General features: G+C 68.1%; 8 protein-coding genes. 1 reads left to right on the top strand and 7 read right to left on the bottom strand.

Annotated elements, in window-relative coordinates; all coding sequences use genetic code 11:
• The 6 genes from K3A85_RS12315 to K3A85_RS12290 form a co-directional block, all read right to left on the bottom strand.
• Complete coding sequence (locus tag K3A85_RS12315) at positions 1-1,068, bottom strand: CaiB/BaiF CoA transferase family protein (protein WP_225206823.1); 1,068 nt, start codon at positions 1,066-1,068, stop codon at positions 1-3.
• A 76-nt stretch (positions 1,069-1,144) separates the two neighbouring features.
• Positions 1,145-2,731 carry a tetratricopeptide repeat protein gene (locus K3A85_RS12310; protein WP_225206822.1) on the bottom strand — a complete coding sequence of 529 codons (1,587 nt, stop codon included), beginning with the start codon at positions 2,729-2,731 and terminating at the stop codon, positions 1,145-1,147.
• The gene (prsR, locus tag K3A85_RS12305) at positions 2,731-4,095 is read right to left on the bottom strand and encodes a PEP-CTERM-box response regulator transcription factor (RefSeq protein ID WP_225206821.1); all 1,365 of its coding nucleotides are present in this window, start codon (positions 4,093-4,095) and stop codon (positions 2,731-2,733) included. The genes K3A85_RS12310 and prsR overlap by 1 nt, the downstream gene beginning before the upstream one ends.
• Positions 4,095-6,257, bottom strand: coding sequence for an XrtA/PEP-CTERM system histidine kinase PrsK (prsK, locus tag K3A85_RS12300; RefSeq protein ID WP_225206820.1), 2,163 nt, complete (start codon positions 6,255-6,257; stop codon positions 4,095-4,097). The genes prsR and prsK overlap by 1 nt, the downstream gene beginning before the upstream one ends.
• A 13-nt stretch (positions 6,258-6,270) precedes the next feature.
• A complete protein-coding gene (locus K3A85_RS12295; RefSeq protein ID WP_225206819.1) occupies positions 6,271-7,656 on the bottom strand; it encodes a TIGR03013 family XrtA/PEP-CTERM system glycosyltransferase in 1,386 nt (461 codons plus the stop codon).
• A 188-nt stretch (positions 7,657-7,844) separates the two neighbouring features.
• Complete coding sequence (locus K3A85_RS12290) at positions 7,845-8,129, bottom strand: hypothetical protein (RefSeq protein ID WP_225206818.1); 285 nt, start codon at positions 8,127-8,129, stop codon at positions 7,845-7,847.
• Between the two features lie 118 nt (positions 8,130-8,247).
• On the opposite strand from K3A85_RS12290, the gene K3A85_RS12285 reads away from it, so the two are divergent.
• On the top strand, positions 8,248-10,575 hold the full coding sequence (locus K3A85_RS12285) for a patatin-like protein (RefSeq protein WP_225206817.1): 2,328 nt from the start codon (positions 8,248-8,250) through the stop codon (positions 10,573-10,575).
• A gap of 18 nt (positions 10,576-10,593) precedes the next feature.
• Here K3A85_RS12285 and dnaJ read toward each other — a convergent pair whose 3' ends face one another.
• Positions 10,594-11,724 carry a molecular chaperone DnaJ gene (gene dnaJ / locus K3A85_RS12280; RefSeq protein WP_225206816.1) on the bottom strand — a complete coding sequence of 377 codons (1,131 nt, stop codon included), beginning with the start codon at positions 11,722-11,724 and terminating at the stop codon, positions 10,594-10,596.
• Positions 11,725-11,735 lie beyond the last annotated feature (11 nt).

Below are 11,735 nucleotides of genomic sequence, written 5' to 3'. Positions count from 1 at the left end.
TCAGTCGAGCGGCACGCTCGTCATCCGCGGCTCGGGCGCAGGCGTGCCGAGGAAGCGCGGCGCCGGGCGCGGCTGGACCATGCCGTCGACGGTGGTGAACGTGCCGCGCGCCACGTTGTGCGGGTGCGACGGCGCTTCGGCGAGGCTGAGGACCGGGGCGAAGCAGATATCGGTGCCGTCCATGATGGCGCACCATTCGTCGCGGGTCTTCGTCGCGATTAGCGCGGCGATTCGCTGCTTCAGGTCGGGCCACTGCGTCGGGTCCATCTGGCGCTGGAACTGCGGGTCTTCGGCAAGACCGGTCTTTTCCATCAGCAACGCGTAGAACTGCGGCTCGATCGATCCAAGCGAGATCCACTTGCCGTCCGCGGTTTCGTAGGTGTCATAGAAGTGGGCGCCGCCGTCGAGCAGGTTGGTGCCGCGCTCGTCCTTCCACGTGCCGTTGCCATAGAACGTCCAGGTCATGCCCGACAGGATCGCCGCGCCATCGACCATCGCCGCGTCGATCACCTGGCCCTTGCCGGTGCGCTGCGCCGAGAACACGCCGGCCATGATGCCGAAGGCCATGACCATGCCGCCGCCGCCGAAATCACCCACCGCATTGACCGGGAACTGCGGCTTGCCGCCGGCCTGCCCGTAAGTATGCAGCGCGCCCGAGAGGGCGATGTAGTTGATGTCGTGCCCGGCGAGCGGCGCCATCGGACCGTCCTGGCCCCAGCCGGTCATGCGACCGTAGACGAGCTTCGGATTGTCGGCGAGCAGCACTTCGGGCCCGAGGCCGAGCCGCTCCATCACGCCCGGGCGATAGCCTTCGACGATCGCATCGGCCTCCTTGGCCAGTTCGCGGATGCGGGCGATCGCAGCCGGGTCCTTGAGATCAAGCTCGATCCGCACGCGGTTGCGGTTGAGGATATCGCGCTGGCCGGCATCGCCGTGGCGACCGGGCTTGCCCGGGCGTTCGATGCGGATGACCTTGGCGCCGTGGTCCGCCAGCATCATGCAGGCAAAGGGGCCGGGCCCGATTCCTGCGAATTCCAGAACGGTAAGACCCTCAAGCGCGCCGGCCATTGCCCTCTCCATGCAAATTTAATTGATCGATTGAACAGGCGATAGCCGCTGGCGCGCGCGGCTGTCGAGTGCAAAATCAGTCGAGGCCGGGCAGCTGTCCCCGCGCGGCGAGCGCTTTCCCGAGTTGCCGGCGAGCGGGAGTCGCTCCCCCCGCCGCCCACGAAGCGTCGAGCAGCTTCATCGCAACGAGGCTCGACGGGTTCTGGGCAAGGTAGCGCGAGGTCATGCCGTCGGCCTTGTCGCGAGCCCCGAGCGCGCGCAGGGCCGCGTCCATGCGGCGCAGCACCGGCTCGTTGAAGCGGATCGCCGCGGCATTGCCGAAATCGGCAAGCGCCTCGCCGGTCCGGCCTCGGGCCATCTCGACATCGCCCGACAGCAGCCAGGCGTCCGCTGCGCCGGGATTGGCATCGCTCAACCGGTCGGCGACATCCTGCGCCTCGTCCTTGCGTCCGGCCGCGAGCAACGCCCGGACGTATGGCACGGCGTTGACGGCAAAGCGGGGTCCATCGGCGTAACGGGCGGCAAGCACCGGCAGCGGCAGATCGGTGCGCAAGGGGACCGCGGCGCGAGTGCCGCGTTGCGCCGCACGGGCGAGCAACTGGTCCGCGCGGGCGCGATTGCCGAGCTTCGCCCAGGCGCGCGCGACGATCTCGAGCAAATAGGGCGAAGCGTAGGCCTGCTGGGCATCCGCATCGAAACGGGTGACGACCTGGCGGGCATCGCCCATGCGGTCGAGCGCGCGCGCGAGCAGGTCGCGCGCCTGGAGATTGTCGGGCTGGACGCGCAGGAGCCGGTCGAATTGCGCGACGGCCAGGTTGCTGTTGCCGGCGCGGAACTCGAGCACGCCGTTGAGCAGGATGGCGGCAGGCACGTCGCGCAGCGCCGTGCCCGTGCGCAACAGGATGGCTCGGGCCAGATCGGTTTCCCCGGCGCGCGCCGCCAGCACCGCCTGAAGGAACAACGGCCGCGGGTTGCGGGGGTCGATCTGCGCGATCTTCCGGCAGACGATCAGCATGGCCCGATATTCACCGATGTCGCCGAGCGTGGCGGCATATTCGCCGAGGAGCCCGGGATCGTCCGGCTGCAGGCGCAGCGCCGCCTCGAACCAGGGAAGCGAGGCGAGAAGGCCGTACTGTTCGCGGATCAGCATCCCGCGCAGCGCCAGCGCGCCGGGGTTGCGCGGATCGAGCCGCACCGCAAAGTCCGCCGCCGCCACGGCCTGGGCCTGCTCGCCGCCCGAAAACCGCAGCGATGCGATCGCGGTCCACAAGTCCGCATCGCGCGGCGCGACCGCGAGCGCCTTGTCGAAGGCCTGGGCCGCGCCGCCGAGATTGCCCGAGGCAAGCTCGAGCTGTCCGCGCACGCGCCACCCGAGTCCGCTGGTCTCCGGCGTAAATCCGCCCGCGGCGAGCACGCGCCGCACTTCGTCGCCCTCGCCCTGCCTCAGCAAGGCCTCGGCGAGCTGGGCGCGCAAGGCATCGGCCGGAACACCGCCGGCGATCGCCTTGCGCAGGATGACCTCGGCGGCAATCGGATCGCGACGGTCGAGCGCCGCACGCGCCGAGGCGCGGGCCTGCTCGACCGGAATGCCGCCGCCCGCCACCGGCGATGTCAGCGCAAGCGCCAGAGCCAGCGCCGGGAGGATCCGCAGGGCCCGGCGCATCAGGCCTGCATGTCGTACTGCTTGAGCAGGTCGTAGAGCGTCGGGCGACTGATGCCGAGCAGCCGCGCCGTGCTCGAGATATTGCCTTCGCTGCGTGCGAGGGCATGGCGGATGATCTTGCGATCGGTCGCCTCGCGCGCGGACTTGAGGTTGAGCGGGGTCTCGCCTTCGCCCTCCCCGCCTTCGAGATCGAGGTCCATCGCCGTCACCAGCTTCGCATCGGCCATGATCACCGCACGCTTCACCCGGTTCTCCAGCTCGCGCACGTTGCCAGGCCAGCCCCACGCGTCGATCGCCGCAAGGGCATCGGGGGCGAACCCCTTGACCTGCGGGTTCATCTCGCGGGCAAAGCGGGTGAGGAACACTTTTGCCAGCAACGCGGCGTCGCCGGGGCGCTCGGCAAGGCTCGGGATGCGCACGACGATCTCGGCGAGGCGGTAGTAGAGGTCCTCGCGGAAACGCCCGTCGGCGATCATCGCCTCGAGGTTCTGGTGCGTTGCGCAGACGATGCGGGTATCGACCTCGATCGACTTGCGTCCGCCGATCCGCTCGATCGTCCGCTCCTGCAGGAAGCGCAGCAGCTTGACCTGGAGCTGGAGCGGGATGTCGCCGACTTCGTCGAGGAACAGCGTGCCGCCATTGGCCAGCTCGATCTTGCCTTCGGTGGTCTTGACGGCTCCGGTGAAGGCGCCCTTCTCGTGCCCGAACAGTTCACTTTCGAGCAGGTTCTCGGGGATGGCGGCGCAGTTGATCGCGATGAACGCTCCCTTGGCGCGGGTCGAGGCTTCGTGCAGCCCGCGTGCGAGGAGTTCCTTGCCGGTGCCGCTCGCGCCCAGCAGCATGACCGAGACGTTGGTGTTGGCGACGCGCTCGATCGTGCGGGCGACCTTGACCATCTCGGGTGCACCGGTGACGAGACGGCCCAGCACGCGATTGTCGGCCGGGGCCTTTTCCGCGAGCACGCGGTTCTCGCGCTCGAGCCGGTGGAGGTGAAGCGCACGGCGGACGATAAGGCCGAGCGCGTCGATGTCGACCGGCTTCTGGTAGAAATCGTAGGCGCCGTGGGCGATCGCATGGAGCGCGCTTTCGCGCGCGCCGTGGCCCGAGGCGACGACCACCTTGGTATCGGGCTTGAGCGCCATGATCTCGTCGAGCACGGCGAAGCCTTCGCTGGTGCCGTCGGGATCGGGCGGCAGGCCTAGGTCGAGCGTAACCACCGGCGGCTCCTCGGCGCGCAGCAAGGCCAGCGCGCTGGCCCGATCGCCGGCGATGAACACCTCGAAATCCTCGTAGGCCCACTTGAGCTGGGCCTGCAGCCCCGGATCGTCCTCGACGATCAGCAGTTTCGGACGATCGTCCGCCATCATGCCACCTTCTTCGCGTTGTCTTTGCCGCCGATGCCCGCAGGGATCGACAGGGAGTCCATTAGTCCGGCCGTCGCGGCGAGCGGCAGGCGGACGGTAAAGCGGCTGCCGAGGCCCTCGCGGCTTTCCACATCAAGCCGCCCGCGCATCGCCGTGACCAGTTCGCGCGCCTCGAACGCGCCGATGCCGAAGCCGCCGTTCTTGGTCGAAACGAACGGCTTGAACAAGCGGTTGCGGACAAAGTCGGCGCTCATCCCGCAGCCGGTGTCGATCACCTCGACATAACCCCAGACGCCCTCGCCGCGCGTCTGGAGGAACACCGCCATGCCGGGCGGGCTCGCGTCGACCGCATTCTGCACGAGGTGGAGGAGCACCTGCTCGAGCGTTTCGCGATTGGCGAGCAGCGTGCACGGCTGCGCGTCGGTGACGATCACGCGGGGCCCCTCGCCCGCCGGTGCATCGGGCAGCGGATCGTAGCGCCGGGCGATTGCGCGGACCACCTCGGTCGCGTCGACGTCCTCGAGCCGCTCGACGTTCCCGGCGCCATAGCGCGACAGACGGGCGAGCAGCGCGTTGAGCTTGTCGGCCGCGTTGCGCAGCGTGACGAGCATGTCCTTGCGGAACTCGGGGTTGTCGGCATGGCGCTCGGCATTGCGCGACAGCAGCGCGAGCTGGCTCGCAAGGTTCTTGATGTCGTGCATCACGAAGGCGATGCGGCGGTTGAACTCGTCGAACCGGCTTGCCTCGAGCAGTGCGACCTGGCCGGTATGCTCGGCCAGGTAGCTGGCGAGCTGCTGGCCGACCACGCGCAGCATGTCGAAGTCCTCCCAGTCGAGCTTGCGCGGCAGCGGCGGGTGGCCCAGCACGACCAGCCCGACGAGGCGATCGAAGTGCAGCAGTGGGACCAGCGCCCAGACGCTCGCCTCCTCGATAAGCCAGCGCGGCATCAGCGCACCTTCGCCCGCATGGTCGATGCCGGCGCGGATCTCGTCGCAATCGACGATGAAGCCGCGCCGCTCGAAGAAGGCGGCGCTGGCGGCCGCCATGGCTTCGGCAGGGACTTCGAGCGTCGGCCACTGCCAGCGGGCGGCGAGCACCAATTCGCCATGTTCACCGGGAACGAGCAGCAGGCCGCGGCTGCTGTCGGTGATGTCGGCCACGGCCTGGACCACGCGATCGTGCAGCGGCGTTGCGCCGGTCCCGCCGCGCCCCACGGTGCGGGTGAAGCGCAACCACTCGGCGCGATAGTCGTAGCGGTGCTGGAAGAAGTGCTTGGCGAGCCAGACGTTGAGATAGCCGCGCAGGCGGCGCGAGGGCACCAGCGCGACGACGATGATCGTGGTGGCGAAGGCGAAGCCGAGTTGCGCCAGTTGCCCGACGTTGCCCCCGAGCCAGGCGAGCGACTGCGCGGCGGCGACCATCGCGATCATGTAGCCGCCGATCACCAGCAGCGAGAGCGACTGGAACGCGATCGTGCGCGAAGGCGAAAAGCGCAGGGTGGATTGCCCGCGCAGCGCGCCGACAAACAGCAGCACCACCGAAAGCAGGCTCGCCAGGCTGCGGATCGCGGCCATTTCGTTCGGGATCTGGCTGCCGAGGTAGGCGATCGTGTAATAGTTGAGATCGTAGCCCCAGATCACCCCCAGCGCGCCGCAGATCCAGCGCACGGCGCCACGCTGCGCGGCGATCGACCCGGCGTAGAGATTGTGGACGAGGACCAGCGCGCCGGTCGCCAGCAGCAGGCGGAACATGACCGACATCTGGAAGATCATGCCCTGCGCCACCGCTTGCCCGGTGTAGCGCAGGTTCAGGACCAGCAGCCCCAGCTGGAACACCTCGAGCATCGCCAGCACGACCAGCACCGGGCGCACCGGCCCGACGCTCGCGTGTCGCCCGTCGCGGGCTAAGAGCGCGTAGACCACCGCCAGCCAGCCGAGGTTGCGCAGAACCTCGGCCGCCTGCGTGACGAAGTAGAGCTGGCCGACCCCCGCCGCCAGCAGCGCCCACAGCGCTGTCGCACCGAGGGCCGCGATCTCGCTGCGGGTAGACGGCCTGCCGCGCCTGCGGCGGTCGACCTGCCAGACCGCCAGCAACATCGCGCCGAACGCGGCGAGAAGGAACGACCATTGCGCAAGGCCGGCCCAGCCGAGGGGGTTCAGCATCAGCGCGGCTCCTTCAGCGCGCGCCCTCGCGCCAGATCACCACGCGCAAGGTCTGCAACAGGATGATCAGGTCGAGGAAGGGCGAGTAGTTCTTGGCGTAGTAGAGGTCGTATTCGAGCTTGTGGCGCGAATCCTCGATCGAGGCGCCGTAGGGGTAGTTGATCTGCGCCCAGCCGGTGATCCCCGGCTTGACCATGTGCCGCTCGGCGTAGAACGGCAGCTTGTCCTCGAGATCGGTCACGAATTCCGGCCGTTCCGGGCGCGGGCCGACGAAGCTCATCTGCCCCTTGAGCACGGTCCACACTTGCGGCAGCTCGTCGATGCGGACTTTGCGGATGAAGCGACCGATCCGGGTCACCCTGGGATCGTTTTCCTGCGCGAACTGCGCGCCGGCGGCTTCGGCGTCGACGCGCATCGAGCGCAGCTTGATGAGGTTGAAGGTCTCGCCGTAGAGCCCGACCCGGGTCTGGCGGAAGAAGGCGGGGCCCCGGCTGTCGAGCTTCACCAGCACGGCGAAGAGAGCCACCAGCGGCAGGGTCAGCACCATCAGCACGAGACTGACGAAGACGTCGAACAGGCGCTTCAGCACGCTCGAGAACATGCGGCCCGAGGAGAAGCCGTCGGAAAAGATCAGCCAGCTCGGGTTGACCGTGTCGAGGTCGATGCGCCCCGTCTCGCGCTCGATGAAAGTCGAGAAGTCGCTGACGTGGACGCCCGTGGTCTTGATCCGCAGGAGGTCCTGCAGGGGCAGCGCGTTGCGGCGTTCCTCGAGCGCGAGGACCACCTCGCCAACCCCGAGATTGTCGACGAAGCGGGTAAGGTTGTGGATCGCGGTGCGGTTGATCGCTTCCTCGATGACCGGTATCTGGTCGCTCATCGTCACGAAGCAGACGATCAGGAACCCGGCCTCGGGTCGCTCGGCGAGCTGGCGCAGCCGATCGGCCCGCTCGCCCGCGCCGAGCACGAGCACGCGACGGCGGAACGGCGCGGTGCCGAGCACGTTGCCCAGCACCAGGCGGACGAAGACCAGCAGCGCGATGGTGATCGCCATCGCGTAGAACAGGTTGGAACGCCACAGCGTGCGTCCCGGCAGGAGGAAGTAGAACACCGAGAGCGCGATGATGCCGAGGCTGATGGCAACGAGAAGCCGGGCGGTTGCATAGCGCATCGAGCGCAGCGCGTCGGAACCGTAGACCCCCACCGCGATCATCGCGAGCTGGGTCAGCACAGCATAGCTCAGCAGCGGCAGCCAGCGCTGCGTGACGTTGCCGGGGTCCATGCCGATCTGGCGCGCGCGCAGCAGCCAGCCCAACTCGCCCGAGACGAGCAGCAGGACGAAGTCCACCAACGCCAGCACCAGCACGGCATTGGGAATGTAGTGCTTGAAAAGCCGGAACATCTGCCTGTCGTCACCCCGATCGCGTCAGGTCCGGGCCCGTCGCTTGCGACCGTCCTACCCCCCGGACGTAAAGCGTCGGTAAATCTGACAGGTCTTTCGAGATGCGCAAGACAGAAAAGAGACGCAAAAGAGCGCGCGCGGGCGGGCCGCGTGCACTCTTTTGTCGATGCAGTTTACAATGCCGTCGTTTACTTGTCGGTGGCCTTTTCGGCTGCCGTCTGGGCCGCGTCGCCGACCTTCTCCGCCGCCGCGCCGACATGTTCCGCCGCACCGGCGATCGCATTGTCGCGCGAGGCGCGGCTGTCCGACATGTTGGCGAAGAAATAGAGCGCCGCGGCAAGGGCAAGTACGACGACGATCGCCATAAACCAGCCCGCGCCGCCACCCGAACGGGGGCGGTCGTCGTAGACGGTAGTGTGGGTGTGCGTCGAACCGGCAGGACGCTCGATTTCGACCACGCGTTCTTCAACCATGATCCGTGCCTTTCATAAAGTGTTCACTCGGCCCTGAAATGCGCGGATTCGGTGCGGGTTCCGCAGGCGCTGCGGCTCGGTGCTGGCGCAAGCGAGCGCAGGCTGCCATGCTGCGGCCATGTGCCAGAAGGAACTCCGCATCGCGCTTGTCTGCTACGGTGGCATCAGCCTTGCGGTCTACATGCACGGAGTGACCAAGGAGATCTGGCACGCCACCCGGGCCAGCCGCGCCTTCCATCGCGGCGACGACCGCTCACTTGGAGTCGAGGGCGTCTATCGTGCGATGTTCGAGACCGCGCAGCTGACCCGCGACCTGCGGCTGCGGCTGCTCCCCGATATCGTTTCGGGCGCAAGCGCGGGCGGAATCAACGGCGTGTTCCTCGCCCAGGCGCTCGCCACCGGCCAGAGCCTCGAGCCCCTGACCCACCTCTGGCTCGACCGCGCCGACGTCGACGTGCTGCTCGATCCCGACGCCAAGCCGTGGAGCCGCTTCGCCAAGATCTGGGCGCAGCCGATCGTGTGGTTCGTTCTCAAGTGGCCGGGCAACGTGGTCTCGCGCACGGTCGCCCCTCAGACCCGCGCCGAAGTCCGGCGCAAGGTCTCGCGCCTGATCCGCGCACGCTGGTTCGCTCCGCCGTTCAGCGGCATCGGCTTTTCGCGCCTGATCGCCGAGGCGCTCGACGCGATGGCGCAAAGCGTCGGCGATGGGGATGCCGACGGGCAGCCGCTGCTGCCGCAGGGCCATCCGCTCGACCTCCAGGTAACCGTCACCGATTTCAACGGACACCCGGAGGAACTCCGGCTCAACAGCCCCGCGCAAGTCACCGAGAGCGAGCATCGTTTGTCGATCGGGTTTCGCAAGGCAATGGGCGCGGGCGCCGGCGAGGAACTGGCGCCGGTCCCCGAACTGGTCTTCGCGGCGCGTGCGACGGCGAGCTTTCCGGGCGCATTTCCGCCGCTGACGATCGGCGAAGCGGACCGGCTGGTGGCCGAACGCGCGCTCGCCTGGCCGACACGCTCCGCTTTCCTGCAACGGATCATGCCGGTTCGCTGGAAGCGCGGCGAGATCGAGGGCGCCGCGCTGGTGGACGGTGCGGTGCTGGTCAACCGACCGTTCGCGCAAGCCATCGGAGTTCTGCGCGATCGACCCGCGCAACGCGAGGTCGACCGCCGCTTCGTCTATATCGATCCGAGCCCCGACCACATGCGCATCGCCCCCCGCGGCGGCGCGACGGTCGGCTTCTTCTCTTCGATCTTCGGCTCGCTTTCGTCGATCCCGCGCGAACAGCCGATCCGCGACAATCTCGAAGCGCTCGAGCAGCAGTCGCGCGAGAGGGCACGGATGCGCGCCATCGTCGATGCGCTCCAGCCGGAGATCGAAGAGGCGGTCGAAAGGCTGTTCGGCTTCACGCTGTTCTTCGATTCCCCCACGGTCAAGCGGCTGACCGGATGGCGCAACAAGGCGCAGCAGGCCGCCGCCGAACAGGCGGGCTTCGCCTTCCACGGCTATGCCCAGGTCAAGCTCGCGGGGATCGTCGCCGATCTCGCCGCCGTAATCTTCGAAGCCGCGCCCGATGCCGCGCCGCGCGGTGCGGTGGAAACGGCGCTGTGGAGCCACCTTTCCGCACAGGGACTCGATCGCCTCGCCGAATTGCGGGGCGGCGCCCGCCCCGAAGCGATCGGCTTCTTCCGCAGCCACGACCTTGCCTTCCGCGTCCGCCGTCTCAAGCTGCTCGCCCGCCGTTTGACGCACGACTGGGATGAAGCCGAAGGCATTGCCCCAACCGCGCGCGAGGCGGCGCGCGACATGGTCTATCGCGCGCAGGCGCTGTACCAGGGGCGCGCGACCGCGGCAGGACTGGGCCCCGGCTTTGCCGAGACCGCCGCGATTGCAACCCGCGATCCCGCCGCCGCGCTCGCAACCATCGCGGCCCGGCGCGATCTCGCCAGCATAGATCTGCAGGTCGACGCGATGATCGTGGCTGCGCTCGCGGCAATGGACAAGCCGCTGCGACGGCGCTTCCTTCACGCCTACCTCGGCTTCCCGTTCTACGACGTGGCGACATTGCCGCTGCTGCAGGGCGAAGGCATGGGCGAATTCGATCCGGTCAAGGTCGACAGGATATCGCCCGACGACGCCACTGCGATCCGTCCCGGCGGCACGTTCGACTGCCTGCGCGGCGTCGAATTCTTCAATTTCGGCGCCTTCTTCAGCCGCGCCTATCGCGAGAACGACTACCTGTGGGGCCGGCTCCACGGCGCCGAGCGGACCATCGACCTGATCGCCTCGACCATCGAACCGTCGCTCGATGCGGTGGTCGTGCGCCGCTTCAAGCGCGATGCGTTCCTCGCCATCCTCGACGAGGAAAAGGCCCGCCTCGTCACCGAGCCGGGCCTTGTCGTTGGTATCGAGCAGGAAGTCCGCGCGGCCTTCGCGCAGGACTGAAGCGACGTTGCCGCCGCGCTACTCGGTAAGGTCGGTCCAGGCATCCTTGATGCGCTCGAAAAAGCCCTTCGACTGCGGGCATTCCTCGCCCGTCTCGGTCGCCTGGAACTCGCGCAGCAGTTCCTTCTGCCGGGCCGAAAGGCGCGTCGGCGTCTCGACCTGGATCTCGACCACGAGGTCACCCTGACCGCGTCCCTGCAGCACCGGCATGCCGGCCCCGCGCTTGCGCAGCTGCTTGCCCGACTGGATGCCCGCCGGAATGTCGATCGCGTGGCGCTCGCCGTCGAGCCCGGGGATTTCGATCGACCCACCCAGCGCAGCGGTAGTGAAGCTGATCGGCGCCCGGGTCAGCAGCGTGGTGCCGTCGCGCTCGAACACGCGGTGGCGCTTGACATGGAGGAAGATGTAGAGGTCGCCTGCCGGTGCGCCGAACGGACCGGCCTCGCCCTTTCCGGCAAGGCGGATGCGAGTGCCGTTGTCCACCCCCGGCGGAATCTGGACCTCGAGCTTCTGCTCGGCATCGACGCGCCCCTCGCCGCGGCAACTGCGGCAGGGTTTCTCGATCACCTCGCCGCGGCCGTGGCAATTGGGGCACGGCCGCTCAACCATGAAGAAGCCCTGCTGCGCGCGGACCTTGCCGTGGCCACCGCACAAGTTGCAGCGACGCGCAGACGTGCCCGGTTGCGCGCCGGTTCCGTCGCAGGGATCGCACCGCTGCGAGATTTCGACTTCGATCTCGGCCTGCTTGCCGTGAAACGCGTCCTCGAGCGTGATTTCCATGTCGTAGCGCAAATCCGCGCCGCGCCGTGGCTGGCTCCGTCCGCCGGCGAAGCCTGCGCCGAAGATGCTTTCGAAGATGTCGCCGAGATCGCCGAATTCCGCGCCACCGCCGAAGCCTCCGCCAGCCCCGCCGCCGCCCTGCTGGAACGCGGCGTGGCCATAGCGATCATAAGCCGCCCGCTTCTGCGGATCGGACAGGCAGGCATAGGCCTCGTTGATCTGCTTGAACTTGGCTTCGCTGTCCTTGCACCCCGGGTTCTTGTCCGGGTGGAACTTCATCGCGAGCTTGCGGTACGCGGACTTCAGCGTCTTGTCGTCCGCGGTGCGCTCCACTTCGAGGAGCTCGTAGAAATCGATCTCGACCGACATCGCGGTTCCCT

This window comes from Novosphingobium huizhouense (assembly GCF_020179475.1).
Classification (GTDB): domain Bacteria; phylum Pseudomonadota; class Alphaproteobacteria; order Sphingomonadales; family Sphingomonadaceae; genus Novosphingobium; species Novosphingobium huizhouense.
This window is presented reverse-complemented; position numbering and strand designations above follow the sequence as displayed.

What these genes read in the sequence shown, in the direction of transcription:
- K3A85_RS12315 (WP_225206823.1), bottom strand. Translation starts at nt 1,068, where the DNA reads ATGGCCGGCGCGCTTGAGGGTCTTACCGTTCTGGAATTCGCAGGAATC.
- K3A85_RS12310 (WP_225206822.1), bottom strand. Translation starts at nt 2,731, where the DNA reads ATGCGCCGGGCCCTGCGGATCCTCCCGGCGCTGGCTCTGGCGCTTGCG.
- prsR (WP_225206821.1), bottom strand. Translation starts at nt 4,095, where the DNA reads ATGGCGGACGATCGTCCGAAACTGCTGATCGTCGAGGACGATCCGGGG.
- prsK (WP_225206820.1), bottom strand. Translation starts at nt 6,257, where the DNA reads ATGCTGAACCCCCTCGGCTGGGCCGGCCTTGCGCAATGGTCGTTCCTT.
- K3A85_RS12295 (WP_225206819.1), bottom strand. Translation starts at nt 7,656, where the DNA reads ATGTTCCGGCTTTTCAAGCACTACATTCCCAATGCCGTGCTGGTGCTG.
- K3A85_RS12290 (WP_225206818.1), bottom strand. Translation starts at nt 8,129, where the DNA reads ATGGTTGAAGAACGCGTGGTCGAAATCGAGCGTCCTGCCGGTTCGACG.
- K3A85_RS12285 (WP_225206817.1), top strand. Translation starts at nt 8,248, where the DNA reads ATGTGCCAGAAGGAACTCCGCATCGCGCTTGTCTGCTACGGTGGCATC.
- dnaJ (WP_225206816.1), bottom strand. Translation starts at nt 11,724, where the DNA reads ATGTCGGTCGAGATCGATTTCTACGAGCTCCTCGAAGTGGAGCGCACC.